This window comes from Agromyces bauzanensis, assembly GCF_014645655.1.
Taxonomy (GTDB): Bacteria; Actinomycetota; Actinomycetes; order Actinomycetales; family Microbacteriaceae; genus Agromyces; species Agromyces bauzanensis.
This window is the reverse complement of record NZ_BMMD01000010.1, coordinates 99,511-126,223: the sequence shown is the minus strand read 5'-3', so window position 1 is coordinate 126,223 and position 26,713 is coordinate 99,511. Positions and strand designations below refer to the sequence as shown.

The following is a 26,713-nucleotide window of genomic DNA, read 5'->3' as shown; positions in this document are numbered from 1 at the left end:
CCCCGATCGTGGGGTGCTACCTGTCAACGAACTCATGAGACATGCTGTAAACGAAGTCATGAGACAGCTTGTAAACGAAGCTCTGAGACATGACATACCAGATCGACACACACGCGCTACCCGAAACCCCGGCTAAACATGAGGGAAGCAAGGCGTACCTGGCCAACGCCATGGAGTTCCGCAACCTTGGGTGGGGGGCGATCACGAGTAACCGCGGCCTCGGCAGAAGCGTAGGGAGCGCGTCGGTGCAGCAGCAGTGGGACTGCCACATCGCTGGTGGGTGGGCCGAATGGGACACGTGGGACCTCGAATTGTCAACGCCGGCCAAATCCGATTGGTTCATATCAGGTCCAGGAAGGGTAGTGGCGAATGGCTTCGCGCCCGCAGCTTTCTGTAACTGGGGGTAGCTCGTCAGCTACGAGACGGTTCGCGGTGCTCCGACGAGTGCTCGCCATCACCGCGTGCGTTATTCCTGCGGCGATCATCGCAGTGGGGGTGTATGTAGTGATGCCCATGCATGGCAATGAGGACCTGATAGCTGGGTGGGCCCGCCTTCATCCGCCTGGTGTAACGCAGGTCCTGGTCTCGTCTGTCATCTGGGCTATCGCAGCAGCGGCAGCAGCGACGATCGCAGCCATTCCGAGGCGGTCGGACGACAGCGTGCGCATCTTCGTTGCCTCGATCACCGCGTACGGTGTTGTGGCTTTGTCCGGGGCATTGCCACTCGGGTCGATGTCAATTGCGATTACGAACGTTGTGGGTCCCGAATACCGCACGGGTTCGGGGGGAGGATGGGCAGCCTCTCTCGTTGTGTACTCATCCATTCTTGCCTTCGGCTTGGCCGTTGCTGTGTGGATCATCGGGGGCCTTCGCAAGCGACGTGCTTCGCGAGTGTCGGCGTAGCGTGTAGCCTGGCTTCCCTGTGTAATAGCTTCCCCCTCTACCGCGTCCAAATGATCGAGTGCGAGCAGCGGCGGTCATGCGGCGCCATGACCCCGGCGGTTGCTCGGGGATTGTGATCGAGTGGCGTTCGGCACCGCGAACGCTTGAGGAGAACCGACCGTCATAGGCCGTGGACAGGAGAAGCACTGACCGGAATGATCATGGGGGTCGACAAGGCATCATTAACTGCAACAATGTTGCAGTTAATGCAATACTACAGTCGTGGCCAATGATTCAGGTGGCACCTCGCCGCTGCGGCTCCTGGGCAACGTGCGTGCGCTCGATGAAGGACGCTTCGTGTTCGAGACGATGTTGACAGGTTGGGGTGACCAGCAGGCCAGTCGCGGGCTCGCGGCGAGCACTGTCTCGAGTCGAGTCCTCGTGATCCGGCGGTTCGGCGAGTTCGCTGGACGGTATCCGTGGGAGTGGGCGCCAGGTGACTTGGAGGATTTCACGGTTCACGCGATCTCAGGGGGGCGGCTGGCGGCGAAGTCCACGATCCGGGGGTATCACGCGATTATTCGGCTCTTCTGTGACTACCTCACCGACCCGCGGTACGACTGGGCGTCGGAGTGTGAGCGGAGGTTCGGGTCGGTGCCGCAGCAGATCTGTCACGAGTGGAACACGGTCGCGCATCTCGTCGACTATGAGGGCCCGTCGACGCGCCGAGCGCTGACGTACGACGAGCTCGAGCAGTTCTTCGCGGCCACCGATGCCCGCGTCGAGACGATCATGCGGCAGGGCAGGAAGGGAGCCCTCGCCGCATTGCGGGACGCACAGATCTTCAAGACCATCTACGCCTACGGGTTGCGCCGTGCGGCAGCAGCCGGGCTGGACACCGCCGACTTACGGCCGAACGGTCAGGCTCCGAGATTCGGGCGGTTCGGCGCCGTGGAAGTGGGCTGGGGGAAAGGCGCACACGGCTCCGGGCCGCGCCGCAGAACGGTCCTGACGCTTCCCGAGCTCGACTGGGTGACCGAGGGCTCACGCAGTGGGTTGACCTGGCTCGCCCACGGTTCACCGACGCGCCGGGCGGGCCGCTGTGGCCGACCGAGCGTGGGAGCCGGGTCTCGCTGCGGTACATCGATCACCGGTTCGCGACGATCCGCGACGAGCTCGGGTTCCGTCCGAACTCAGCGTGCACGCGCTCCGGCATACCTACGTCACCAACCTCATCGAGTGGGGCTACACGGAGAAGTTCGTCCAAGACCATTTCGGACACGCGTACGCGTCGACCACGGCGATCTACACATCGGTGGGCGACGACTTCAAGAACCGAATGATCACCAGAGCTGCTTTCTCGTATCTATGGAGGACCCGATGCCGACTCCCGGCCGTGAAGCCCCGATCACCTGGCACCTGCGGCAGCTCATGGCAGCAGCAGGAATGTTCCAGACCACCGACCTGATCGAACCGCTCCGTGCACAGGGCGTGCAGCTCTCACGCGAGCAGGTCTTCCGGCTTGTCACCAAGACGCCGGAACGACTCAACGTCGAAGTGCTCGCCGCCCTTTGCCGGATCCTCGACTGCACACCCACCGACCTGATCGAAGTCCGCGCCGTGCAGGTGGAACCGCGCCGAGCCGCCGGATCGGAACGCACGTCGAAGGGGCCCGCGATCGGGCGCCTGCGACCGGTCCCCGCCAAGCTCCATCGCCCATCGGAATGATGCGGGAGATGATTCGCGCGCAGATCGGCTGCGACTCCTGTGGTAGCGATGTGCCGGCCCGGTACCAGCTTCTCGATCAGCGCATCTGCAACACGTGCTATTCACGACTGCGGCGCCACCCCGGGGTCTGTCCGGGCTGTGGGCAGGCCAAGGTTCTCGCATTCCATGACCAATCACGGCGGATCGTTTGTGCCGCGTGCGCCGGAGCGCTGCAGCGGTTCGGGTGCAAGACCTGCGGCAGCGAGATTCAGCTCACCGGCTCCCAATGCGGGTCCTGCCGGCTCACCGATCGCCTGCAGGAACTTCTCGCGGACGAAACCGGCCGGATCCATCCCAGCCTCGTTAGCTTGGGCGACTTCCTCCTGAGCGCTCGCGACCCCCGTTCAGTGACGCGTTGGCTGCGCCGAGACTCTATCGGGACCACGCTCCAGGCGATGGCAGCGGGACAGCTGCCGATCAGCCACGAAACGCTGAACGACTTGCCGGAGTCCACTCGCGTCCGCTATTTCCGACGGATGCTGATGAGTGCTGGAACACTGCCAACGATCGATGTCCGACTCAGCGACCTCGAGGTTTACGCCGCTCACCTCTTCGTCGACCTCGCGGCTGAACAGGCGTCGATCATGACCAGGTACTTCAAGTGGGAGGTCCTGCGGAAACTTCGACAGCGCTCGGAAGCCACTCCGTTGACGATGGGCGCGGCGAACACGCGCCGGGCCGAGTTGCGCAAGATCGCAGAACTGCTCGCGTGGCTTGACGCCGACGGACGACAATTGTCGTCGCTTGACCAAGCGGCAGTCGATCGGTTCATCGCCCAGCACGATCCGCACAAGGTCGCGCGCACGTTCATCCACTGGGCTGCCCGACATCGCCTCACACGCCAGGTCTCAGTAGTGGCCAAGCAACCTTCCCAGCCGCACACACCCATCCCCGACGCGTTCCTCTGGGATAGAGCCGACCGCCTCCTTGACGACGAGTCCATCATGCTGCCCACACGAATCATCGGACTGTTCATCCTCGTGTTCGCACAGCCGCTGGAATGCATTCGCCTACGACGAACAGACATCGTCGACGACGGGGGATGCATATGGATCACGTTCGGAACAACGCCGGTCGCGCTTCCGCATTCGATCGCCGCTTTGCTTCGTCGCCACCTCGCAAGTCGCCATGATCGACGCATCTTCCAAGCGGCCGAGTCCGAATGGCTCTTCGAGGGAACAATGCCGCAGCACCATACGAGCTGGGCGAATGTGCGCCTTCAGCTCACCGCCCTCGGCATCCATCCACGCGACATGAAGCGGGCGAGGATCGACCAACTCGTTCAAGAGTTACCAGCAAGCGTCGTTGCCGACGTCGTCGGAATCAGCGTCGGAACCGCCCTCCACCACGCAGCCCAGACCAACGCCACCTGGGCCGTGTACCCGGAATTGCGAACACCCTGCGCGAGACCAATAGAGCGAGATCGAACAATGCTCGTCTCCGGTACGCACGACCGATCTCGCCGGGTTCGGCACCGGCGGCCACCAGCCCCTCGACACCTCTCGGAACGTCGTTGCTCACGCACCCTCGGGCGGGTGGGCGAGCAGCTCGGCGCGGTCGCGCAGGTACGCGTCGAGCGGCGTGAGGGCGTCGGGCTGCGTCGGGCTCCAGCGCACGAGCACGACTCCGGTCGTCGCGTCGAGCACGAGCGGGCCGGATGCCCCGTCGCGACCGAGCTCGTCGAAGTCCACCGCCGTCGCATCGAAGTCCACGGTCTCACCCTCGGCGATGCCGCCCTTCACCGCCGCGGCACGGAACGCTCGCTGCTGCGCCACCGACTCGGCGGTCACGCTCTTGCGGGCCGAGCGCTCGGCACGCACGACGCGTCCGGTGGCGTAGAGCCCACCCCGATCGTCGACGAGGAGCACGCCGAGCCGCCACACCCGACCGACCGGCGTCATGCGCGCGGCGCGCGGGATCCCGAGCACCCGGCGTCCGGGAACGAACTCGGCGAGCGTCTCCTGCCGGGCGCCCGCGGCGCGCAGCTCCTCAGCGACTCGCGCGACGAGCTCGCGAACGCGGGCGATCGCCCCGGCCACGGCATCCGTCCCCGCGGCATCCGCCGTCCCAGCGGCATCCGTCCCAGCGGCATCCGACCCCGTGGCATCCGACCCCGCGGCATCCGTCATCGCGATCTGCCGACCAGTTCGAGGAGCGCGAGTCCGTACGCCTCGGCGACATCGGGATGCTCGAACCGCAGCTCGGCGCCGCCCAGCTCGATCGACACCTCGAACGAGTCCTCGAGCCTCGTGAGCGACCGGAACGTCGCCCGCAGCAGCTCCCGCAGCTGGTCTTCGCGCGGCAGCCACACCGCGTCGGCGAACGCCACCGAATCGAGCGCCCACTCGGTGGTGCCGTTGAACGCGAGGATCGTGCCGGTGGGATAACTGCGCGCCTCGATCGTCATCTCGCTCACCGTGAAGACGTCGGCCTCGACCTCGGACTCCATCTTGTCGGGCAGGTCGAGCTGGAAGCGGTCGCCCGACTCGGGATGCCACACGAGGCCCGCCTCCTTGAGCGCGAGCGCGAGGTCCCTGCTGATCATCCCTCCATGCTCACACGGGGCGGCGCCCGGGAGCCACGCCCACTCGCACGTGCGAGCCCTCGGCCGCCTCGGCGATGGCCTGATCGAGATCGGCGAGCGGATGCGTCGAGCCGACGAGTTCGTCGAACGGGAACGACCGCCACGACCGCTCGAGGAACGCCACGGCCTGGCGCAACTGCTCGCCCGTCGCGTCGCGCACGGACTGGACGGTGACGAGACGCCGCACGAGCGACTCGGCGTCGAGGCAGACCTCGGAGCCGGCGGGGACGGTGCCGATGAGCACGGCGACGCCACCCGCGCCGAGCGCGTTCACTGCCGTGCGCACCGCCGACGCGGCACCGGATGCCTCGACCGCGACGTGCACCTCGCCGAAACCGCGGCGCTCGAACGCGGCGAGCGCCGTGCCGAGGCCGTCGGGTGACGTGGAGCGCGCGCCCGGGTCCACGGGCACCGCGCCGAACCGGCGGGCGAACTCGCGGCGCGAGGCATCCGGCTCCGACACGATCACCTCGGCGCCCGCCTCGACCGCCATGGCCGCGACGGTGAGGCCGACCAGCCCGGCGCCGGTGACGAGCACCAGCGCGCCGTCGAGGCCGACCCGAGCGGATGCCGCGTCGAGGGCCGCGAAGGCCGTCGCCGCCGTGCACGACGAGGGCGCGAGCACGCGGCTCGGGATGTCTTCGGGTGCGCGCACGATCCCGGTGCCCCGGCGGAGCTGCACGTGCGTCGCGAACCCGCCAGAGAGCTCCCAGCCGCGGTGCACGCGCTCGTGGCCGTACCGGCCGAGCGTGCGGCAGGCCTGCGGCACGCCCCGCCTGCAGCGATCGCACTCGCCGCAACTCACGGTCGTCGACCACACGACGCGGTCGCCGAGCTCGAGGGGAACGCCGTCGACTCGCCGCGCGCCCTCGCCGATCGCGACGACGCGACCGACTGCCTCGTGGCCCAGCACGAGCGGCACGGGCGCGGGCTCCTCGCCGCGTGCCACGCGCACGTCGGAGCCGCAGATCGTGGCGAGCTCCACCTCGACGAGCGCCTCACCCGGCGCGAGGCGAACGCCGGGTGCGGCGAGCGCGTCGTGCGGCCGCCCCGGCTCGTTCCACACCATCGCGACGGGCGAGGGCTTCACGATGACGTCGAGGTCGCCGACCCGCGTGATGGTGTGCATGGGACTCCCGTTATCGGCGACGGCGGCGCGGGGCACCGATGAGTCCGAGCAGGTCGACGACGAGGTCGACGTCGAGCTCATCGACGTCGTCGGCCTCACTCCACCGCTCGAACAGGTCGACGATCGCAGCATCCGCCGCACTCCGCTGTGTGGACATGCCGATCACCGTATGCATCGGGTGGCAACACCACCCGACGACATGGTTGCGCGCAGGTGAACCGCATGCGACGTGTCGGGGCTCCCGCGCGTTCGCAGCTTGAGGAACGAGCGCAGCGAGCGTCTCGAAACCCGCGCCCTCCATGCATCAAGCTGGAACGGTGACCGACGGGATCGAGGCCATCGCCCCGGTAGTGATCACGAGTCGATGCGTCGGTACATGGATGGGCAGCGGCTCCACTTCGCTGCGGCGCGCCCATGGGAGGGAGCATCGATCGTGGTCGACAACACCGATCCCAGCCGGCGCCCGTGATCGCGCCCGTAGCGGCGTGCGCCGCCCGGGGCCTCGCCGGTTGAGCCGCGGCTCAGCCGTGGGCGGTTGGACCCTAGTGCCGGATTGACGCGGATACTACGGTGGTGCCATGTCGGAGACGAACGAGCAGACCGGTCGGAAGCCATTCATCGTCGCGGGCGCGGACGGTACGGATGCGAGCATCCACGCGCTGAAATGGGCCGTCGGCCAAGCACGCATGACCGGCGCGAAGCTGATCGTCATCGCCGCCTGGGAGGTGCCCTGGACGATCATGGTGTCTCCGACCAGTCGCGACGAGGACTACGCGCAACACGCCAAGGCACTGCTCGATCGGTCCGTCGAAGAGGGGCTGGCGGATGCCGGCGACCTGGAGGTCGAGGTCCGGATGGTGGAGTGGCGTCCCACCCTCGCACTCGTGGAAGCTGCCGAGGGCGCGCAGATGCTCGTCCTCGGCAGCCACCGGTACGGCGCCGTCGAAGGCGCGCACCTCGGGTCCGTGGCGAGCTACTGCGCACATCACGCTCCGTGCCCGGTCCTGATCCACCGACACAGCTGATCGCCCGGTGCTCGCAGGGATACTCGACCGGTTCCGGTCGAGAGGTCGACCTCCGCCGATGCCGACGAGCACCGAGCTGAGGTGAGCTGAGTGTCGACGCTCGCCTGGATCACGATCAGCGGGGTGGCGATGAGCGCGCTCGCGCTCATCGGCAGCGTCACGCTGGTGCTGCCATCACGCATGTTCGACCGCATCGTCCTGCCGCTGGTGGCTCTCGCCGCAGGGTCATTGCTCGGCGGCGCGTTGTTCCACATGCTGCCGGCCTCCGTGGTGGCGCTCGGCAACGAGCTTTCGGTCTACGGGCTCGTGGCGCTGGGCTTCCTCTCGTTCCTCGTGCTGGAGCAGTTCTTGCACTGGCATCACTGCCATCGCGACCACAATCACGTGAGCCACGGACCCGTGGGCTACCTCATCCTGGCCGCCGACGGACTCCACAACTTCATCGGCGGGATCGGGGTCGCCAGCGCCTTCATCATCGACATCCAGCTCGGAGTAATCACCTGGCTGATCGCTGCCGCGCACGAGGTTCCCCAGGAGTTGGGCGACTTCGGGCTGCTCGTGCACAGCGGGTGGCGGAAGGGCCGGGCGCTGATGTTCAACGTCCTCTCCGCCGCGACGTTCCTGGTCGGCGGATACGTCGCCTACCTCCTGTCCGGCGACATCGACGTCGCGGTATTCATCCCGTTCGCGGCCGGGAACTTCATCTACATCGCGGCGGCCGACCTGATTCCGGAGTTCTCGCACGAGGAGACCGCCCGCGGCAAGGTCGTCGTCACGCTCACCTTCCTCGTCGGACTCGGCGCGCTCTATCTCCTCGCGGGCATGGTCTGACCTGGTGTGGGCCTGCTCGACGGACGGTGCAGGCGCCACCGCAACCCGCGGGACGCGTCAGTCGCGACGGATGCGCGCGGGCCCCATCGCGGCGCCGAGACCGATCACGATGATGCCCACGAACAGGAGTCCCCATCGCGCCGTCAGCAGCCCGATGAGGCCGAGCAGAACGCCGATGACCACCACGATGCGGGCGAGCACCCGACGCACCCGGGGCGACGCGAACCAGCCCCGACGGGCGCCCTGCGTCATCCGCCGACCGTGAACGCCCGGGCGGTCACCCCCTCGGCGAACGTCCAGAACCGCGCCGCGATCTCGCGGTCGGTCGAGGCCCGGGTGGGCGCCTGCAGCACAGGCTCGCCACGGGTGAGGTAGCGGGGACCCCAGTACTGGCCGCCCTCGACGCCGGGCGCGGTGAGCGCGTGCAGCACGACCTCCGCCCCACGATGCTTGCCCTGCGCCACCGACGCCTGCAGCGCACCGACGAATCGGCGACCGCGGCTCGGCTCGTTGACGCCGGGCACGAACGGCGTCCGTCCGCTGATCGAGTACCCGGGCTGCGCGACCACGCTCGCGACGGGCAGCGCCCCGGCGCGCAGCCGCCGGTCGAGCTCGAAGCCCAACACCTGCGTCGCGGTCTTCGACTGCGCGTACGCCCGCCAGGAGTCGTAGCCGCGTTCGAGCTGCAGGTCGTCGATGCGGAACGTCGAGAGCCGCGATGACAGCGACCCGAGCGAGACGATACGGGCGCCCGGCGCGAGGTGCGGCAGGAGCCGGCCGAGCAGAGCGAAGTGTCCGAGCACGTTCGTGGCGAGCACGAGCTCGTTGCCGTCGACCGACTCGAGGCGCTCCTTCGGCGTGTGCACCATGCCCGCGTTCGCGACGACGCCGTCGAGCGTCGGCCCGGCGAGGAGCCGTTTCGCACCTGCGGCGACCGAATCGAGCGACGACTGGTCGATCACGAGAGTCTCGACGCATGCCGCGGACCGCACGTCGCGGATGGCGGCCACCGCCGCGTCAAGCCGTTCGGGACGGCGGCCGCTCAGCACGACGTGCGCGCCCGCGCCCGCGAGCCGCGCCGCCGTGAAGAACCCGATACCGGCGTTCGCACCGGTCACGAGCACCCGCCGCCCGGCCTGGGGCGGCAAGGCGATGGGGTACCAGTTCACAGCTCGCCAATCGCCCCGTTGCCAGCCATTTCCTCGTGGTGCTGGATCACCTCGGCGACGACGAAGTTGAACCACTTCTCGGCGAACGCGGGGTCGAGGTGCGCGTCGATCGCCAGCGCCCGGAGCCGTGCGATCTGGCGGCGCTCGCGTTCAGGATCGCTCGGCGGCAGGCCGTGTTCGGCCTTCAGCCGGCCCACCTGCTGCGTGAACTTGAAGCGCTCGGCGAGCAGGTGGATGAGGGCGGCGTCGATGTTGTCGATGCTCGATCGGATGCCGAGCAGCTCGGTCATCGCGGCATCCCGTTCGTCGATGGGTCCGTCGCTCATACCTCGACCCTACCCGCGCCCCGCGGGTTGGGGAGGCGCGCCCCCACGGGGTTCATGCGCCCGCATCACCGCGGCGGTGAGCGCCGAGCCGATGGCGGTGATGCGCAGCGGCGACATGACGGAACGGCGGCGTGCGGAGTCCGTCGTGCTCGTCGGCATGCCGAGCCGGCCGAGCGCCTCGTAGAGGTCGCGCCGGTCGAGGATGCGGCGGTCCTCCAGACCTGCGAGTCCGAGGGCGGCGAGCCAGCCGCGACCGTACTCCTCGGCGCCGGCGCTCGCTGAGCCCCGTGATCTCCACACGCCAGGCAGTGCAGCAGCGTCGTCTTGCCCGAACCCGATGCGCCCATGATGGCGAGCGACGCGTCGGGCGGGACGCGGATGCCGCACCGCGGCCTGTCGCGGGGGATAGGCCGCCCGCGGCTGAGTCGAAGCCCGCCCGATCAACGCGGCGTGGCCCGCCGGATGACGAAGTACCCGACGACGGCCCAGGCGAGCGCCTTCGCCAGCACCACCGTGAAGGTGCCGACGATGCCGATCGAGGCGAACCAGTCGAAGACCGCCGTCCAGCTCTCGGTGAACGTGAGGCCGGCGACGAGGATGAGCACCAGGGCGGCGGCGCTGAAGAACATGATCATCATGCCCCGCATGCGCCAGCGCAGGTAGACCGTGGTCACGCTTGCACCGACGAACAGCACGAGCAGTTGCAGCGCGAACGTCGTGTAGAAGTCGACCAACCAGCCCTGCTGCCCGTACCACAGGGTGTCGAACATGCCGGCGCCGATCCACCAACCGCCGGTGGCCTGCTCGATCTGCACGAGCGTGGCGATGGCGGCGGCCATCTCGACCGAGACGAGCACGAACATCAGGCTCGTCCCGAGCCAGAAGTCGCGACGCGTGGCGCCGAATCCCAGCGCGAACGAGAACGTGTAGGCGATCGCCTGCACGCCCACGACGACGAGGTACCACTGCGGCGAGAGCACCGCCCAGCTGTACCGGAAGCCGTCGGTGGCGTCGGACACCCCGGCGCCCCGGAGGATGACCGCGGCGACCATGGTGACCGCCCAGACTCCGCCGAGGATGAGCCATGGAATGCCGAAGAACACATACGGTGTCACCGAGTGCAATCGGACGGTGCGCCAGATCTCGTGCGCGCGCGAGCGCGCCTCGGTGCGTTGCGTGCCGGCTGAGACGACCGTGCTGGCGCTCATGCTGCGGCCTCCTCTCCGGCTGAACCGGCATGCAGGTCGGTTCCGGTCAGGTGGACGATGAGTTGTTGGAGCGAGACCGGTGAGAGCTCGAGGCCGAGCTCTTTCGCACGCAGTCGCTCGGCCAGATCGAGTCGGCCGTCGATGGTGACGGACGCCTGTCCGCCGAGGTGCTCGCGGCCGATCACCGGCCGGTCGGCGGTGAAGGACTCGACCGTGGCCCGGGTACCGGCGACGGTGGTTGCCGAGCCCCGCACCTCCTCCGCGTCGCGATCGAGGAGGAGGCGCCCCTGATCGATGAGGATGATGTGCTCGAGGAGGTTCGCGACCTCGTCGATCAGGTGCGTCGAGAGCACGATCGTGCGGGGGTGCTCGGCGTAGTCCGCGAGGAGCCGATCGTAGAAGACGTGCCTCGCGACAGCGTCCAGGCCGAGGTACGGCTCGTCGAAGAACGTGATCGGGGCGCGTGAGGCCAGGCCGATGGTCACGCCGACCGCCGAGAGCTGGCCGCGGGAGAGCTTCCTCACATAGCGGTTCAGGGGAATCCTGAAGTCATCGACGAGGCGCCTGGCGAATTCCTCGTCCCAGTTCTCGAAGTACCACGGGGCTGCGCGAAGCAGGTGCAGCGGCTTGTACGCGTCGGGATACCGCTGCGACTCCGCGATGAAGCACATGCGACGCAGCACGTCGGCGTGCTCGGCGGGCGGGCGGCCGAACACCTCGAGCTCGCCCGCGGTCGGGAAGATCTGGCCGGTGAGCAGCTGCATGATGGTGGTCTTGCCGGCCCCGTTCCGCCCGAGGAGCCCGTAGATGCGGTTCTCCTCGACGGTGAAGTCCACGGCTTCCACGGCCGTGAAGGAACCGTAGCGCTTGGTGAGCCCGCTGGCGCGGACCACGGTGCGGGTCATGACTGGATCCTTTCCGCGCGGAGAAGCCCCGCGAGTTCGTCGATGTCGATGCCGAGCTTCTCGGCCTCGATGATGAGGGGCCGCAGGTATTCGGCGGCGAAGTCGGCCCGGCGACGCTCGATGAGTCGGGCGCGGGCACCGGGCGCCACGAACATGCCGATCCCCCGCCGTTTCGCCACTATGCCGTCGTCGACCAGGCGATTCACCCCCTTCAGTGCGGTGGCCGGGTTGATGCGGTGGAACGCGGCGAGCTCGTTCGTCGACGGGATCTGCTCGTCCTCCCTGAGGACGCCCTCGATGATGTCGTTCTCCACCTGCTCCGCGATCTGCAGGAAGATCGGCCGCGATTCATCCATATGGCTACTCAGTTCGTTGGTTCATTACTTGTGTAACTAACCAACCATGTTCGCGCACGCGTGTCAACCCCGCCCGTACGATGGCCGCCACCGGCCACCCTGCGCCACTTCAGCGCGCGCTGCGCCAGTTGAAGTGGCGCACGAACCGCCGAAGTGGCGCAGAGGCGGATGCCGCTGCCGGACCGGCGCGAGGCGGCGCGCCGGGGCTAGGTGTCGGATGCCGCGACGCGTCGCCGCGGCATCCGCAGCCGGCCCTGCGCGAGCAGGATGCCGAGGAGCACGAGCACGGCGCCGACCGGCTCGTGCCACGAGAACCGCTCGCCGAGCAGGATCACGCCGAGCGCGACCCCCACCACGGGCGTGACGTACGTGACCGTCGAGACCCCCGTCGGGCCCCAGGCGCGCAGCACGTTGATGTTCCAGATGTATGCGAGACCGGTGCCGAGCAGGCCGAGCGCGAGGAGCGAGCCCGCGATGCGCCAGTCGAGGTCGACCGGTGAGAGCGCGATGAACGGCGTGAGCGCGAGCATCACCACCGCCGAGACGCCGATCGAGAGGAACGCGAAGGTCGCGGGGGCGATGGGCCGGTGGCTCAGGAACCGGCGCTGGTACCCGAACGTGAAGCCGTAGCAGACGGTCGCCACGAGGCAGGCGAGCTGTCCGGCGAGGCTGCCCGTCAGCGCCTGGTACTGCCAGGGCCCGATGATGACGAGCACGCCGAGGATGCCGACGCCCACCCCGACCCACCGGCTGAGGCCGAGCCGCTCGACGCGGAACACGAGCGTGGCCATGATGGCCGTCATGATCGGCGTCGTCGCGTTGTAGATCGAGGCGAGGCTCGACGAGACGTACTGCTCGGCCCACGCGAAGGCGAGGTACGGGATGACGCACGTCGTGAGCGACACGACGAGGAAGTGCAGCCACACCACCCGCTCACGCGGCAGCACGGGCCCCGGCGTGCCGTCGGCCCGAGGCACCCTCGGTCGCGTGACGAGCACGATGACGCCGAGCGCGAGCGCACCGAGCACCGTGCGCGACCACGCGATCTGCCCGAACGAGACGCCCTCGAGTGCGACCTTCATGAACAGGAAGCTGGCGCCCCACACGGTGCCCATGGCGAGGAACTGCACCCAGGTCGAGAGCCGGCCCGGACGCTTCGGGGCGGATGCCGCGGGCTGTGCGACGGCGGATCGAGAGGCGGTATCGGTGCTCACTGATCGAGCGTATGCCGCACCCCCGACCGTCGGCGAGGCCCGCGGAACGTCGTGTCCGGAATCCGCCGGAGGCAGGCAGCCTCGAGACGGTCGCTTCGGGCCGGCGGACCCGCCGTCTAGTGACTTCCGGACGAGGACCCGCCGGTCGTCGCCCGCACGTGCATCACCTCGACGGTCCGCAGGTGGGCGCGCACCTGCGCTTCCCCCTCCTCGAGGATCCGCTCCACCTCGCCGAGCGGAAGATCCGCCGTCTTCACGAGCGCGTCACCCTGCAGTCGGTGCCCGACCCACCGCAGCCGGAGCTCCTCGACGGCCAGCACGCCGTCGACGTGGCCCAGCGCATGTTCGGCCCGCTCCACCAGTTCGGGTTCGATGGCGTCCAGCAGCCGGCGCCCGATGCTCCGCATCGTGCCCCAGAGGAGCACGACGATCGCGGCCGAGATGACGATGCCGACGATCGGGTCGGCGAGCGGGAATCCCGCCATGACACCCAGGGCACCGAGCACGACCGCGAGCGACGTGAAGCCGTCGGTTCGGGCGTGCACGCCGTCGGCGACGAGCGCCGCCGAGCCGATGCGTCGCCCGACCCTGATGCGGTAGATCGCGACGGCCTCGTTGCCGGCGAACCCGATGAGGCCCGCCACGATGACCCAGCCGAGGTGCTCGATCGGCTGCGGGTCGACGAGCCGCCCGATCGACTGCCATGCCGCGACGACCGCCGAGAGCGCCACGACCGCGACGATGAAGAGCCCCGCAAGGTCCTCGGCACGACCGTATCCGTAGGGATACCGGTGGGTGGCGGCTCTCCGGCCGAGCGCGAAGGCGACCCACAGCGGCACGGCGGTGAGCGCATCGGAGAAGTTGTGCACCGTGTCGGCCAACAGGGCGACCGAGCCGCTGATGATCACGACGACGAACTGCAGGGCCGTGGTCGTGAGCAGGAGCCACAGGCTGACCTTCAGCGCGCGGATCCCCTGTGCGCTCGCCTCGAGCGCGTCGTCGACGGCGTCGGCGGCGTCATGGGTGTGCGGGAGGAACAGCTCGCGGACGAACCCGCGGAACCCGCCCGGGTGGTCGTGATCGTGGTCGTGATCGTGGTCGTGGTCGTGGTGGTGGTCGTGATCATGGTCGTGGTCGTGATCGTGGTCGTGGTCGTGGCCCTGCGGGTGCGCCGGCATGCGGCTGTGCGTGCTCACTCGCCGACTCCCGCGTCGGCGTGGTGGTGGCGAGGCGTTCCTCCGAGCGCGTGCTCGGCCTGGAGGATGGCGGCGGTGACGAGCTGCGTCGCGTGCTCGTCGGTGAGCCGGTAGAACACCCGCGTGCCGTCGTGGCGCGTCGACACCATGCGCGCCAGGCGCAGCTTGGCCAGATGCTGCGAGACGGCCGCCGGCGACTTGCCCGCGACATCCGCCAGCCGGTTCACCGACAGCTCGCCGTACTCCTTGAGTGCGAGGATCAGGCGCACCCGCGTCGCATCGGCCAGCATCGCGAAGACCTCCACCGCGAGCTCCACGTACTGGCTGTCGGGAAGGCGCCCGCACGCGTCTTCGGTATCTGCATTCATACGCAGATTATTGCAGAGTTGCTTCGCTCGCTGCTGCGAGGCGGCGTGGGCCGTCGACCCAGGTGCGGTACGCCACGAAGCGGAACGCCGAGCCGAGCAGGCCATGTGCGCAGACAGCGCGGTGGCGGTGAGCAGGTTGAAGCCGCCGACGTCGACGAACACCCCGGCGCCGCCGACTGCGGCGAACGCGACGACCTGCCGCGCCAGCCGCCGCAGGTCGCGCGCACGGCCGCTGGGCGATTCGGCCGGCGAGGTCATGGCTGCGACCTCACGAGTTCGTAGATCATCGTGCGATGCACGGGGATGGTGCGCTCGACCCGGTACCCGAGGAGGCGCAGCGCCGCGACATCCGACGCATCGGCATCGCTCTCGACCGCCCACACCCGCTGGTGCGCCAGCACCCGGTCGGCCACCTCGGGCAGCGGCGCCACCTCGTCCCAGAGACTGGTATGTGCCTCGTGGGGCTTCACGAGTTCGACGTCCTCGACGCGGGCGAACTTGTCGGGGTACAGGTTCAGTGCCAGGCGCGGGCGCCGCGACGGCTTGACCGTGCGATCGAACACGATCGCGTCGCCCTCGACCGCGTGCGCCGCGATCACCTCGGCGGTCTGGCGGAGGTCGCTCCCGCCGTCCTTCGCGTACGGACCGCGTTGGGCGACGTAGGCGGGCGCGGCGAGCGCGACGACCAGCCCGAGACCGACGAGCGGCACGGTGCGCAGCAGCATCGGCCGCGCGGCGAGCCTCGCCGCGTACACGCCGAGCGCGCGGAGCCCGGCCGCGATGAGCAGCGCGACCGCCGGGGCGCAGAACGCGAGGTACCGAGGGTTGTACAGGGGGGTGAGCCAAGCGTCGCCCGCGAGGAGCACGGCAGTGGGCACCGCCATCCATACGACCACGACCACGACGCCCGAGCGCGTCGAACGACCGGCCTGCGCGAATGCGGCCGTCGCCACGGCGACCGCCATCGCGCACCACGCGGCGACGGCGAGGACCCAGGCCGAGCCGAACCACTGCTCCACGAGCACGGCGCCGGCCGTGGCGTAGTCGCGGCGCGCGAGGAAGCCGATCTGCTCTCGCTGCGACATCGCGAGGACGAGGATCGGCGCGGCGAGCACGGCGGCGCCGACGGATGCCGCGACCCAGCGCAGGACCACGGGGCGCGACGCCCGGGCGCCCAGCACGATCGCGAGGTGCGCGGGCGCGAGCAGGGCGAGGTAGAGGAACAGGTACACGCCACCGGCGAACCCGACGGCGAAGAGCGCCCACGCCCACCACCGCGACTCGCGACGCTGCACGAGCTCGTGCAGCCACACGGTCAGCCAGACCGCCGCGGCCATCGCGAACGCGTAGGAACGCGCCTCCATGCCCATGCGCGTGGCGATCGGCAGCACCGCGAACACGAGGCCGGCGAGGACCCCGATCCCCGGGCCGAGGAGGCGCGAGCCGAGCACGACGACGCCGGCAGCGGCAACGCCGATCGCCACCGCACTCGGGATGCGCACGGCCGCCTCGGAGGTGCCGACCAGCCGGATCCATTCGTGCAGGAACAGGTAGTAGGCGCCGTGCACCGCATCGACCCGGCCGAGGAGGCCGATGAGGCCCGGAACGGATCGCTCCGCGGACAGCACGCTTGCCGCCTCGTCGCCCCAATACGAGGGAACGCCCGCGCCGACGTGCGCGAGGATGCCGGCGAGCACGCCGACCAGCGGCGCACCATGGCGCGACCATCGCGTCGACCAGCGGGTCACCGCGATCTCCTTCCTCGACCTGAGCCGATCGTGACTCGCCCGGCTATGACACGGCTGAGTGCCGCGACGGCCGCGAGCTCGAGGGATCGCACCGACGAGGCGCCGATTCCGCCGCGTTTCCGAGTCCCCCGGGCGCACGCCTAGGCTGGCAGCATGACCAGCCATTTCGATGTCGTCGTCCTCGGCGCCGGTCCCGGCGGTTACGTCGCCGCCGTCCGCGCCGCCCAGCTCGGACTCAAGACCGCCGTGATCGAGGAACGCTACTGGGGCGGCGTCTGTCTCAACGTCGGATGCATCCCCTCGAAGGCGCTCCTGCGCAACGCGGAGCTCGCGCACATCTTCCACGCGCAGGCCAAGACGTTCGGCATCTCGGGCGAGGCGACGTTCGACTACGGCGTCGCCTTCGACCGCAGCCGCCAGGTGGCCGACGGCCGCGTCAAGGGCGTGCACTTCCTCATGAAGAAGAACGGCATCACCGAGGTCGACGGCCGCGGCACGTTCCGTGACGCGAACACGATCGACGTCGCGAAGGCCGACGGCTCCACCGAGACGCTCACCTTCGACAACGCGATCATCGCGACCGGCTCGCGTGTGCGCCTCCTGCCCGGCGTGCAGCTCTCGCAGAACATCGTCACCTACGAGACACAGATCCTGAGCCGCGACCTCCCGAGGTCGATCGCGATCGTCGGCGCCGGCGCCATCGGCATGGAGTTCGCCTACGTGCTGCGCAACTACGGCGTCGAGGTGACGATCATCGAGTTCCTCGACCGCGCGCTGCCCAACGAGGACGTCGACGTCTCGAAGGAGATCACCAGGCAGTACCGCAAGCTCGGGGTGCCGATCCTCACCTCGACGAAGGTGCAGACCGTCACCGACAACGGGGCGAGCGTGACCGTCGCCTACGAGGGGTCGGACGGGCAGCCGGGCTCGCTCGAGGTCGACCGAGTGCTCATGGCCGTCGGCTTCGCGCCGAACGTCGAGGGCTTCGGCCTCGAGGCGACGGGCGTGCAGCTCACCGACCGCGGGGCGATCGCCATCGACGACTTCATGCGCACGAACGTGCCGCACATCTACGCCATCGGCGATGTGACCGCGAAGCTCATGCTCGCGCACGTCGCCGAGGCGATGGGCGTGGTGGCGGCCGAGACGATCGGCGGCGCCGAGACCATGGCGTTCGGCGACTACCGCATGATGCCGCGCGCGACGTTCTGCTCGCCGCAGGTCGCGAGCTTCGGCCTCACCGAGCAGCAGGCGCGCGACGAGGGCCACGACGTCAAGGTCGCGACGTTCCCGTTCTCGGCCAACGGCAAGGCGCACGGCCTCGGCGACCCCGTGGGCTTCGTCAAGCTCGTGGCCGACGCGAAGTACCTCGAGCTCCTGGGCGGCCACATCATCGGGCCGGATGCCTCGGAGTTGCTGCCCGAGCTGACCCTCGCGCAGAAGTGGGACCTCGGCGCCGTCGAGCTCGCGCGCAACGTGCACACGCACCCGACGCTCTCGGAGGGACTGCAGGAGGCGTTCCACGGGCTCGTGGGCCACATGATCAACATGTGAGGTGCGTTCGTTGCGTCCCGACCCGAGCGGATCGAGAATCTGACCCGGGGGGATCATGGAAACCGACCTGTTCGTGCACTTCGCCGAGATAGCCGTCAACCGCTACGGGGTGGAAGATCGCACGCTCTGGCTGTCGTGCGCCGTGGCGGCAGTCGCTGTCTGGGTGATCGCCGTCTTCGGCCTCAACCGCACGGCCGACCTGAGGGCGTTCAACCGGGAGCCCGAACCGATCGATCGATTCTTCCCCGTCGTCGGACTGCCACTGCACCTCGTCATCGTCGGCAGCCTGATGCTCGTGATCGTGGGTGTCTGGCCCGGCGCCGAGGAGGCGCTGTACGTGACGGCACTCACGTCCGGAGTGATCTTCGGCGGGTACACCCTCCTCGTGACCGTGCTCAGCCAGAGGCACCAGTCAGGCGCGGAGCGCGAGGAACCCTGACGGCGGGGTCGGCTCCCGGGCATGACAACGGGGGCGGATGTCACGACTCGCCGTCGTGGCATCCGCCCCCGTCTGTTCATTCGACGCGGCCCGGGCAGGCGTTCCCGCCGCGTCGAAGCTGCGCCCGCTAGTGGTGCGTCGCCTTCTCGGCGCCGATGCCCGTGAGCGAGCGGACCTCCATCTCGGACTGCTTGGCCGGGTCCTCGCGCCGGTTGTCGATGACGCTCACGATCCACCCGAGGAGGAAGGCGAGCGGGATCGAGACGATGCCCGGGTTCGACAGCGGGAACCAGGCGAAGTTGATCCCCTCGGTCTTCAGCATCGAGGTGGCGGATCCCGACACGACGGGCGAGAACGCGATGAGCACGATGGCCGAGATCAGTCCGCCGTACATGCTCCACAGGGCGCCCCGGGTCGTGAAGCGCTTCCAGAACAGCGAGTACACGATGGTCGGCAGGTTGGCGGATGCCGCGACGGCGAACGCCAGCGCCACGAGGAACGCGATGTTCTGGCCGTTCGCCCCGATGCCGCCGATGATCGCGACGATGCCGATGATGACCACGGTACGACGCGCGACCTTCACCTCGGCGCCCGGCTCGGGCTTGCCCTTCTTCACGACCGACGCGTAGATGTCGTGCGCGAACGAGGCCGCCGCGGTGATCGTGAGCCCCGCGACGACCGCGAGGATCGTCGCGAAGGCGACCGCCGAGATGATGCCGAGCAGCAGCGGGCCGCCGAGCGCGAACGCGAGCAGCGGTGCCGCAGAGTTCGGGCCCCCGGGCGCTGCCGCGATGACCTCGGGGCCGACGAGGGCCGCCGCGCCGTAGCCGAGCACGAGCGTGAACACGTAGAAGATGCCGATGAGCCAGATCGCCCAGACGACCGACTTGCGGGCCTCCTTGGCCGTGGGCACGGTGTAGAAGCGCATGAGCACGTGCGGGAGTGCCGCGGTGCCGAGCACGAGCGCGAGGCCGAGCGAGAGGAAGTCGACCTTCGCGAGGTCCGAGACGCCGTACTTCAGGCCCGGGTCGAGGATCGCGGGGTTGCCGGCGACCTCGACGGCGCGGTCGAGCAGCGCCGAGAAGTCGAACCCGTTGAGGGCGAGCACCCACACGGTCATCACGCCGGCGCCGACGATGAGCATCACGGCCTTGATGATCTGCACCCAGGTGGTGCCCTTCATGCCGCCGACCAGCACGTAGAGGATCATGAGGCCGCCGACCACGGTGATGACCACGGCCTGGCCGACGCCGTCGCCGATGCCGAGGAGCAGCGACACGAGGCCGCCGGCGCCCGCCATCTGCGCGAGCAGGTAGAAGAACGACACCGCGAGCGTCGTGATGGCCGCCGCGATGCGGACCGGGCGCTGCTTGAGCCGGAAAGAGAGCACGTCGCCCATGGTGAACTTGCCCGTGTTGCGGAGGAGCTCCGCGACGAGGAGCAGCGCGACGAGCCAGGCCACGAGGAAACCGATCGAGTAGAGGAAACCGTCGTAGCCGGTCGTCGCGATCGCGCCGACGATGCCGAGGAAGGATGCCGCAGACAGGTAATCGCCCGCGATGGCCGAGCCGTTCTGGCCGCCCGTGAACGAGCGCCCGGCCGCATAGTAGTCGGCCGCGGTCTTGTTGTTCCGGCTGGCACGGAAGACGATCACTAACGTGATCGCGACGAACGCGCCGAAGATGCCGATGTTGAGCCAGGGGTTGCCGGGCGAGGTGCTCGCCGCTTCGAGGTGCAGCATCAGCGAGCCACCCCCTCATCGGCCTTGTCGAAGAACACGCCCGTCTCGATCTCGTCGCGGATCTGCTCCGCCTTCGGGTCGAAGTGCGTGTCGGCCCACCGCACGTACCACATGGTCACCGCGAAGGTCGTGACGACCTGTGCGAGACCGAGCAGCATCGCGATGTTGATGCTCCCGAAGACCCGGGTGGACATGAACTCCACGGCGTAGACCGCGAGCAGCACGTAAGCGAAGTACCACACGAGGCATGCGGCGAGGACGGGGAAGACGAAGCTCCGGTGCGTCTTGCGGAGCTTCTGGAACTCTGGCGATTGCTGTACCGCGTGATAGTCGACGTGACTGAGGTCGACCTCCGCGCTCAGGGCGTCATTGCCCATGGCGTCTCTCCTTCGAGTGGGAATCAGCGGGGCGGCAGCCTCGCCGCTGCGTTCGCAGTGCACCAATGCTCACCCTCGCGGCCCGCCGCAGGGGCCGCCTGCCGTTCGTCGTCGGTGAACGGCGTCCACCGTGCGACGAACGGCTCCATTGCGACGACGAACGACGGCTACGCTGGCGTGCATGCCCGAGTCGATGCTGCTCGCCGCTGCCGCCGGCGTCGTCGCGGGCGCGCTCGCCGTGGGCGTCGTGGTGCTGCTGCGCCGGCTCGTGGTGACGTCGAAGGAGCTCGGCACCGACGCCGAGCGGGCCACCTACGAGACGCTGCACCTCGCCTCCCGCGCGGCGAAGCACCTGCGCGGCGACATGACCGAGGCGGATGCCGCGCGCGCCGGCCGCCACCTGCGCTCGATGCTCGGCGCCGACAGCCTCGCGATCGTGATGCCGCACGGACTCGTGGCGATCGACGGCGACGAGTCGGTGCGAAGGGTCGCCGAGCGCCTCGCCGAGGAGGCTACCGCGACCGGGAAGCCGCAGGTGCAGCGACGCATCGCCCTCGCGACGGACACTGCGGAGACGGATGCCGTCGCCGCGCCGATCCGCGCGGGCGGCGCCGCAGTCGGCGCGATCGTGGCCTTCTCCGCTCCCGTCCGGGCGGGGCTCGTGCGCGCCACGGGCGAGGTCGCCGACTGGGTCGCGGCCCAGGTGGAGCTCGGGGAGCTCGACGCGTCGCGCACCGCCCTCGCGGAGGCGGAGGTGCGAGCGCTCCGCGCGCAGATCAGCCCGCACTTCATCTACAACTCGCTCAACGCGATCGCGTCGTTCATCAACACCGACCCGGCGAAGGCGCGCGAGCTCGTGCTCGAGTTCGCCGACTTCACGCGGTACTCGTTCCGCCGGCACGGCGACTTCACGACCGTCGCCGAGGAGCTGCGCTCGATCGACTCCTACCTGAAGCTCGAGCGCGCCCGCTTCGGCGACCGGCTGACGGTCACCCTGCAGGTCGCGCCCGAGGTGCTCTCGACGGTCGTGCCGTTCCTCTCGATCCAGCCGCTCGTAGAGAACGCCGTGCGGCACGGGCTCGAGTCGAAGGAGGGCGGCGGCCGCATCACGATCACCGCCGAGGACCAGGGCGCGTTCGCCGAGATCACCGTCGAGGACGACGGCGTCGGCATCGACCCCGAGGGGCTCGCCGACGTGCTCGCGGGCGGCACCCCGGGCGAGCACGTCGGGCTCCGCAACGTCGACGCGCGCCTCCGGCAGGTGTACGGGGACGAGCATGGGCTCGTCGTCGAGACGAACGTCGGGGCGGGCACGCTCGTGCGTATGCGGGTGCCGAAGTCCCAGCCCGGCCGCACCGCGGCATCCGTCGACGCCGTCTCGCGACCCGATGGGAGACTGGTGCCGTGATCTCCGTGCTCATCGCCGACGACGAGCAGCCCGCCGTCGACGAGCTGGCGTTCCTGCTCGGGCAGGATCCGCGCGTCGGCACGATCCACCGGGCCGACTCGGGGTCCGAGGCGATCCGCCTGCTCACCCGCGAGCCGGTCGACGCAGCGTTCCTCGACATCCACATGCCGGGCCTCACGGGCTTCGACCTCGCGCGGGCGCTGCAGCGCTTCGAGCACCGCCCTGCGTTCGTGTTCGTCACCGCCGACGAGGAGGGGGCGCTCGAGGCGTTCGACCTCGCCGCCGTCGACTACCTGCTGAAGCCCGTGCGCGCCGAGCGGCTGGCGCGGTCGGTCACCCGCATCGTCGAGGCGATGAAGGCGGCGGGCACAGGGGCAGCGGATGCCGCGACGTCGGCGCCCGCACTCGAGATGATCGCCGTGACGCTCGGCGCCACCACCCGCATGATCCGGCGCGACGAGGTGCGCTACGTGCAGGCGCAGGGCGACTACGCCAGGCTGCACACCGACGAGGCGAGCTACCTCGTGCGGGTGCCGATGGCCGACCTCGAGCGGCAGTGGGCGGATGCCGGCTACGTCCGCGTGCACCGCTCGTACCTCGTCTCGCTCGCCCACGTCACTCGCGTGCGGCTCGGCGCCGACCGTCCGACGATCTCGGTCGGGCCGGTCGAGCTCCCCGTGAGCCGACGCCTGCTGCCCGCACTCCGCGACCGACTCGAGGCGGCGACCCTACGGCCTCGGACGTGACCGACGAGCAGCCCGCCGCGCCGCCGCAGCGGGTGCGCGTGACGGCGCCGCGGAACGGTCCGCCCGCGGCATCCGCGCCCGCCCGCACCGGGCCGATCCGGCGCCCGACGCCCGGCGCCGCAGGCGTCGCGCCCCACGCCCCCACGAGCGACATCCAAGGCGTGTACGTGCGCTCGCTCATCCGCTCGCAGCTGCGGATCGGGCTCGTCTTCGCCGCGGGGTTCGCCGTCGCGACCGCGCTGTTCGCGATCGCCCTCGCGCTCACCCCAGCGCTCGACGTGTGGACGATCGCAGGCGTTCCCGTGTCGTGGCTGCTCCTGGCCGTGGGCGTCTACCCGCTCGCCCTCACCGTCGCGGCCATCTACGTGCGGGCGGCGAGCCGCAACGAGGCACGGTATCGCTCGCTGTCGGAGCTCGGCGACGAGGAGCGGCCGTGAACCCCGCGATCGGCTACGTCGCGATCGCCGCGGTCGCGATCGCCTCGGCGCTCATCGGCTTCTACGGGCTGCGCGTCTCGCGCACGACGAGCGACTTCTACGTCGCCTCGCGCACGGTGCGGCCGTGGTGGAACGCGTCGGCGATCGGCGGCGAGTACCTCTCGGCTGCCTCGTTCCTCGGCATCGCCGGGCTCATCCTGCTCACGGGGTCCGACGCGCTGTGGTTCCCCATCGGCTACACCGCGGGGTACCTCATGCTGCTGCTCTTCGTGGCGGCGCCGCTGCGCCGATCGGGCGCGTACACGATCCCCGACTTCACCGAGGCGCGGCTCGAGTCGCCGTGGGCGCGTCGGGTCACGAGCATCCTCGTGATCGTCATCGGCTGGTTCTACATCGTGCCGCAGCTGCAGGGCGCCGCCCTCACGGTGCGCATCGCGACGGGACTGCCGAGCTGGGTGGGGTCGGTCGCCGTGGCCGTCATCGTGGCGGGCGTCGTCGCTGCGGGCGGCATGCGGTCGATCACGTTCGTGCAGGCGTTCCAGTTCTGGCTGAAGCTCACCGCCCTCGCGGTGCCGGTGTTCGCGCTCCTCTTCGTGGTCGCCAGCGGCGCGCCTGCCGCACTGCCCCCCGTCGAGGCGTTCCCGCCGTCGGCCGGCCCCGGCGACCATGACGTCTACCGCACGGTGTCGCTCATGGTGGCGCTCCTGCTCGGCGCCCTGGGGCTGCCACACGTGCTCGTGCGCTTCTACACGAACCCCGACGGCGACGCCGCCCGCCGCACGACGCTCATCGTGCTCGGCCTGCTCTCGGTGTTCTACCTGTTCCCGACGGCGTTCGGCCTGCTCGGTCGCGCCTTCGCCCCCGACCTCGCGACGACCGGCGAGGCCGACGCGCTCGTGCTGCTGCTGCCCGGACGGCTCGTGCCGGGGCTCTGGGGCGACCTGCTCACGGCGCTCGTCATCGGCGGCGCGTTCGCGGCTTTCCTCTCGACGTCGTCGGGGCTCGTCGTCTCGCTCGCGGGCGTCATCAGCCAGGACCTCCTCGGCGGCAGCGTGCGCGGCTTCCGCATCGCGGCCGTCGCCTCCGCGATGGTGCCGCTCCTCGTCGCGCTCGCGACCGAGCCGGCGGGCCTCGCGGGCAGCGTGGGACTCGTGTTCGCGTTCACCGCGTCGACGCTGTGCCCGGTGCTCCTCCTCGGCATCTGGTGGCGCGGGCTCACCGCGCGCGGCGCGATCGCCGGCATGATCACGGGCGCCGTGCTGTCGGGGGCGGCGATCCTCGGCGGTGCGGCCATCTCGGCGGCGGTGCCCGGCGTGCGGCCGCTGCTCGAGCAGCCCGCCGCATGGACCGTGCCGATCGCCGTGCTCGTCACCGTGTTCGTGTCGCGCGCCGACCGTGGGCGGGTGCCGCGCGGCGTCGACGCGTTCCTCTCGCGACTGCACGTGCCCGAGCACGAGACCCGCTGAGCGCGTGCTCCCGGTGCCGGCGAGCGCCGCAAGGCAATGCAGGGTGGGGCAGGGCAAGGCAGGGCGACCGGATGCCGCTACTCCGCGCGTTCCGGCGGCCCGAGCCGCAGGGGCCCGCCGCCCCAGGCCGCGACGCGCGCCTCGAGTCCGGCTCGCACCCCCGGCCACTCGTCGACGATGATCGAGGAGATGGCGGTGTCTCGCCACGTGCCGTCGGCGCGCCGCTTGTGCCGGCGGGCGATGCCCTCGAAGCGGGCGCCGAGCTTCGCCATTGCGGCACGGGAACGCGCGTTCGCGGCATCCGCCTGAATCTTCACCCGGCCGAACCCGTGCTCGAACGCGAGGCCGAGCACGAGCAGCTTCACCTCGGGGTTGACGACCGTTTCCCACACGCGCGGGTCGTAGGCGGTCCAGCCGAGGTGCGCCGACTCGTTCGCGAGGTCGATGTCGCCGAGCTTCGTCGCGCCGATGATCGTACCGTCGTCGTCGCCGCCGCGCACGCGCACGGCGAGGGGGATCGCGTCGTCCGCGGGCGTGTACGAGGCGGCCGCGAAGCGCTGCCACCCGTCGGCGTCGCGCTGCAGCCCGCCCGCACCGCCGCCGAAGCCGCCGGCGAACACCTCGGGCTTCGCGATCGCCTCGGCCAGCGCGGCGTAGTCCGCGGGGGTCATCGGCGTGAGGGTGAGGAAGCGGCCGATGAGCGGTGCATCTGCCGGGCGTCGCGCGGTCACCGGTCAAGTCTCGCACGTGCCGGGTGACCCTCCGGAAGCCATCGGGTGACGGACCGGTGCGCGGCCGGGTGGCCTCGGGCGGCGATCGGATGACGGACCGGTGCGCGGGTCCGATGGCCCGGCTGGAAGCTCGGTGGGAATCCTCCCGCGGCGGCATCCGGTGTGCCGAGACCCACGAATGGGGCGGATGTCGCGTTGCCGCGGCATCCGCCCTCGTCATGTCCGCCCGGGGCATCCGCCCCGCGCCCACCCTCAGGCCGCTGCGGCTGCCCGACGGCGCCATCCGGCCGCATATCAGCGGAACGCAGCCTCGGGATCGGGCACGTACCGAACGGCGTCGGGGCCGGGCGTCGCGAGATCCGGGATCACGACGCTCTTCGCACCGCTGATCCGCCGAGCGATCGCCCGGGAGGACGGCGTGCAGCTCGCACGCCTGAAGGAGTGGATCGAGCGGCCCGTGCCGTCGGCCCACGGCTGACCGCGGCCACGGCCCGGAAATGCCCGGAGCATCGCGCGCTCGCCGGGCCTCGCACAAATGACGCCGAAGTGGGATCCTGAGACCGGGGCCGCGCCGGAGGATGCGCGCCGACGAGGGGGATCTCATGAGCCGAACCACTCCGGACGCGCTTCCGGACATCCACGTGCCGTGGTACCTGACGGTGCTGCGCGTCTTCGCGTGGGTCCTCTACGTCTGGGTCATCGTCGGAATCGTCGCCCTGACGCTCCGGGTGTTCCTGATCCTGTTCGGTGCGAATCCGGAGGCGGGGTTCGCGGCGTTCGTGCTGCGCGTGTCGCAGCCGTACATGCAGCCCTTCCGCGACATCTTCCCGCCCCGACCGGTCGGGGACACCGGCTACTTCGACGTCTCGGCGATGTTCGCCATCATCATCTACGGCCTGCTCGCCGGTCTCGTGGCCGCCGGGATCGCGGCGATCGGACGAGCGGTGATGCGTTCCGAGCGGCGGCAACGCGACGAACTCGCGCGCCGCGTGCTCGCCGAACGGGCCGGGTCGGATGCCGCGACCGGTGCAGCCGGCACCACGGCGCCGCCCGCGGAAGTGCAGGCGCCCCCGCCGCAGGCCTGGCCGCCGACCTCCTGACGGAGG

The 26,713-nt window shown here is 69.9% G+C and carries 30 protein-coding genes; 10 read left to right on the top strand and 20 right to left on the bottom strand.

Features of this window, described 5'->3' with window-relative positions; all coding sequences use genetic code 11:
* Positions 1-1,164 precede the first annotated feature (1,164 nt).
* Positions 1,165-2,610: a helix-turn-helix domain-containing protein gene (locus IEX31_RS19745; protein ID WP_425549686.1), complete on the top strand. Its 1,446-nt coding sequence runs from the start codon at positions 1,165-1,167 to the stop codon at positions 2,608-2,610.
* Positions 2,611-2,783: 173 nt separating this feature from the next.
* On the opposite strand, the gene IEX31_RS10335 is transcribed toward IEX31_RS19745, so the two are convergent.
* The 6 genes from IEX31_RS10335 to IEX31_RS10310 all read right to left on the bottom strand — a co-directional run bounded on the left by IEX31_RS10335 (position 2,784) and on the right by IEX31_RS10310 (position 6,519).
* Positions 2,784-2,942 carry a hypothetical protein gene (locus tag IEX31_RS10335; RefSeq protein ID WP_188743344.1) on the bottom strand — a complete coding sequence of 53 codons (159 nt, stop codon included), beginning with the start codon at positions 2,940-2,942 and terminating at the stop codon, positions 2,784-2,786.
* 51 nt (positions 2,943-2,993) lie between these two features.
* A complete protein-coding gene (locus IEX31_RS10330) occupies positions 2,994-3,464 on the bottom strand; it encodes a hypothetical protein (RefSeq protein ID WP_188743343.1) in 471 nt (156 codons plus the stop codon).
* 702 nt (positions 3,465-4,166) lie between these two features.
* Entirely contained in the window at positions 4,167-4,778 is a 612-nt protein-coding gene (locus tag IEX31_RS10325) for a hypothetical protein (RefSeq protein ID WP_188743342.1), read from the bottom strand.
* The gene (locus IEX31_RS10320) at positions 4,775-5,194 is read right to left on the bottom strand and encodes a pilus assembly protein CpaE (protein WP_188743341.1); all 420 of its coding nucleotides are present in this window, start codon (positions 5,192-5,194) and stop codon (positions 4,775-4,777) included. The genes IEX31_RS10325 and IEX31_RS10320 overlap by 4 nt, the downstream gene beginning before the upstream one ends.
* Before the next feature lie 10 nt (positions 5,195-5,204).
* Entirely contained in the window at positions 5,205-6,362 is a 1,158-nt protein-coding gene (locus IEX31_RS10315; RefSeq protein WP_188743340.1) for an alcohol dehydrogenase catalytic domain-containing protein, read from the bottom strand.
* A gap of 10 nt (positions 6,363-6,372) precedes the next feature.
* Positions 6,373-6,519: a hypothetical protein gene (locus IEX31_RS10310; protein WP_188743339.1), complete on the bottom strand. Its 147-nt coding sequence runs from the start codon at positions 6,517-6,519 to the stop codon at positions 6,373-6,375.
* Positions 6,520-6,940: 421 nt separating this feature from the next.
* Here IEX31_RS10310 and IEX31_RS10305 point away from each other — a divergent pair, with 421 nt between their 5' ends.
* Together IEX31_RS10305 and IEX31_RS10300 are read left to right on the top strand one after the other, a co-directional pair.
* Positions 6,941-7,387 (top strand): universal stress protein, encoded by a 447-nt coding sequence (locus IEX31_RS10305; RefSeq protein ID WP_188743338.1) that lies wholly within the window; start codon positions 6,941-6,943, stop codon positions 7,385-7,387.
* A gap of 90 nt (positions 7,388-7,477) precedes the next feature.
* Positions 7,478-8,218, top strand: a complete 741-nt coding sequence (locus IEX31_RS10300; RefSeq protein ID WP_229662255.1) for a ZIP family metal transporter — start codon at positions 7,478-7,480, stop codon at positions 8,216-8,218.
* 57 nt (positions 8,219-8,275) lie between these two features.
* Here the strand turns inward: IEX31_RS10300 and IEX31_RS10295 are convergent, their stop codons facing one another.
* From IEX31_RS10295 to IEX31_RS10245, 11 genes are all read right to left on the bottom strand, one after another.
* The gene (locus IEX31_RS10295) at positions 8,276-8,470 is read right to left on the bottom strand and encodes a hypothetical protein (protein WP_188743337.1); all 195 of its coding nucleotides are present in this window, start codon (positions 8,468-8,470) and stop codon (positions 8,276-8,278) included.
* Positions 8,467-9,387 (bottom strand): SDR family NAD(P)-dependent oxidoreductase, encoded by a 921-nt coding sequence (locus IEX31_RS10290; RefSeq protein WP_188743336.1) that lies wholly within the window; start codon positions 9,385-9,387, stop codon positions 8,467-8,469. Before IEX31_RS10290 ends, IEX31_RS10295 begins: the two co-directional genes overlap by 4 nt.
* Positions 9,384-9,713: a chorismate mutase gene (locus IEX31_RS10285; RefSeq protein ID WP_188743335.1), complete on the bottom strand. Its 330-nt coding sequence runs from the start codon at positions 9,711-9,713 to the stop codon at positions 9,384-9,386. Before IEX31_RS10285 ends, IEX31_RS10290 begins: the two co-directional genes overlap by 4 nt.
* A gap of 9 nt (positions 9,714-9,722) precedes the next feature.
* Complete coding sequence (locus tag IEX31_RS10280) at positions 9,723-10,013, bottom strand: hypothetical protein (RefSeq protein ID WP_188743334.1); 291 nt, start codon at positions 10,011-10,013, stop codon at positions 9,723-9,725.
* 140 nt (positions 10,014-10,153) lie between these two features.
* The gene (locus IEX31_RS10275) at positions 10,154-10,921 is read right to left on the bottom strand and encodes a hypothetical protein (RefSeq protein WP_188743333.1); all 768 of its coding nucleotides are present in this window, start codon (positions 10,919-10,921) and stop codon (positions 10,154-10,156) included.
* Entirely contained in the window at positions 10,918-11,826 is a 909-nt protein-coding gene (locus tag IEX31_RS10270; protein ID WP_188743332.1) for an ABC transporter ATP-binding protein, read from the bottom strand. The genes IEX31_RS10275 and IEX31_RS10270 overlap by 4 nt, the downstream gene beginning before the upstream one ends.
* On the bottom strand, positions 11,823-12,182 hold the full coding sequence (locus tag IEX31_RS10265) for a GntR family transcriptional regulator (protein WP_188743331.1): 360 nt from the start codon (positions 12,180-12,182) through the stop codon (positions 11,823-11,825). Before IEX31_RS10265 ends, IEX31_RS10270 begins: the two co-directional genes overlap by 4 nt.
* A 206-nt stretch (positions 12,183-12,388) precedes the next feature.
* Positions 12,389-13,297 carry a DMT family transporter gene (locus tag IEX31_RS10260; protein WP_188743358.1) on the bottom strand — a complete coding sequence of 303 codons (909 nt, stop codon included), beginning with the start codon at positions 13,295-13,297 and terminating at the stop codon, positions 12,389-12,391.
* A 215-nt stretch (positions 13,298-13,512) separates the two neighbouring features.
* Positions 13,513-14,574 (bottom strand): cation diffusion facilitator family transporter, encoded by a 1,062-nt coding sequence (locus IEX31_RS10255; RefSeq protein WP_188743357.1) that lies wholly within the window; start codon positions 14,572-14,574, stop codon positions 13,513-13,515.
* 14 nt (positions 14,575-14,588) lie between these two features.
* On the bottom strand, positions 14,589-14,960 hold the full coding sequence (locus tag IEX31_RS10250) for an ArsR/SmtB family transcription factor (protein WP_188743356.1): 372 nt from the start codon (positions 14,958-14,960) through the stop codon (positions 14,589-14,591).
* Between the two features lie 254 nt (positions 14,961-15,214).
* Positions 15,215-16,708 carry a glycosyltransferase family 39 protein gene (locus tag IEX31_RS10245; protein WP_188743330.1) on the bottom strand — a complete coding sequence of 498 codons (1,494 nt, stop codon included), beginning with the start codon at positions 16,706-16,708 and terminating at the stop codon, positions 15,215-15,217.
* Positions 16,709-16,861: 153 nt separating this feature from the next.
* On the opposite strand from IEX31_RS10245, the gene lpdA reads away from it, so the two are divergent.
* Entirely contained in the window at positions 16,862-18,262 is a 1,401-nt protein-coding gene (lpdA, locus tag IEX31_RS10240; protein WP_188743329.1) for a dihydrolipoyl dehydrogenase, read from the top strand.
* A gap of 55 nt (positions 18,263-18,317) precedes the next feature.
* Positions 18,318-18,701: a hypothetical protein gene (locus tag IEX31_RS10235; protein WP_188743328.1), complete on the top strand. Its 384-nt coding sequence runs from the start codon at positions 18,318-18,320 to the stop codon at positions 18,699-18,701.
* A gap of 127 nt (positions 18,702-18,828) precedes the next feature.
* Here IEX31_RS10235 and IEX31_RS10230 read toward each other — a convergent pair whose 3' ends face one another.
* Complete coding sequence (locus IEX31_RS10230) at positions 18,829-20,442, bottom strand: monocarboxylic acid transporter (protein WP_188743327.1); 1,614 nt, start codon at positions 20,440-20,442, stop codon at positions 18,829-18,831.
* Entirely contained in the window at positions 20,442-20,819 is a 378-nt protein-coding gene (locus IEX31_RS10225) for a DUF485 domain-containing protein (RefSeq protein ID WP_188743326.1), read from the bottom strand. Before IEX31_RS10225 ends, IEX31_RS10230 begins: the two co-directional genes overlap by 1 nt.
* A gap of 181 nt (positions 20,820-21,000) precedes the next feature.
* Between IEX31_RS10225 and IEX31_RS10220 the strand changes: the two genes are divergently transcribed.
* Genes IEX31_RS10220 through IEX31_RS10205 form a run of 4 tightly spaced genes read left to right on the top strand, consistent with a single transcriptional unit; the run spans position 21,001 to position 24,876 of the window.
* Positions 21,001-22,227, top strand: coding sequence for a sensor histidine kinase (locus IEX31_RS10220; protein ID WP_188743325.1), 1,227 nt, complete (start codon positions 21,001-21,003; stop codon positions 22,225-22,227).
* A complete protein-coding gene (locus IEX31_RS10215; protein WP_188743324.1) occupies positions 22,224-22,973 on the top strand; it encodes a LytR/AlgR family response regulator transcription factor in 750 nt (249 codons plus the stop codon). The genes IEX31_RS10220 and IEX31_RS10215 overlap by 4 nt, the downstream gene beginning before the upstream one ends.
* Entirely contained in the window at positions 22,970-23,410 is a 441-nt protein-coding gene (locus IEX31_RS10210) for a DUF485 domain-containing protein (RefSeq protein ID WP_229662254.1), read from the top strand. Before IEX31_RS10215 ends, IEX31_RS10210 begins: the two co-directional genes overlap by 4 nt.
* Positions 23,407-24,876: a sodium/solute symporter gene (locus IEX31_RS10205; protein ID WP_188743323.1), complete on the top strand. Its 1,470-nt coding sequence runs from the start codon at positions 23,407-23,409 to the stop codon at positions 24,874-24,876. Before IEX31_RS10210 ends, IEX31_RS10205 begins: the two co-directional genes overlap by 4 nt.
* A gap of 77 nt (positions 24,877-24,953) precedes the next feature.
* Here IEX31_RS10205 and IEX31_RS10200 read toward each other — a convergent pair whose 3' ends face one another.
* A complete protein-coding gene (locus IEX31_RS10200; RefSeq protein WP_188743322.1) occupies positions 24,954-25,607 on the bottom strand; it encodes a GNAT family N-acetyltransferase in 654 nt (217 codons plus the stop codon).
* 602 nt (positions 25,608-26,209) lie between these two features.
* Between IEX31_RS10200 and IEX31_RS10195 the strand changes: the two genes are divergently transcribed.
* Positions 26,210-26,707, top strand: a complete 498-nt coding sequence (locus IEX31_RS10195) for a YggT family protein (protein ID WP_188743321.1) — start codon at positions 26,210-26,212, stop codon at positions 26,705-26,707.
* Positions 26,708-26,713: the final 6 nt, after the last annotated feature.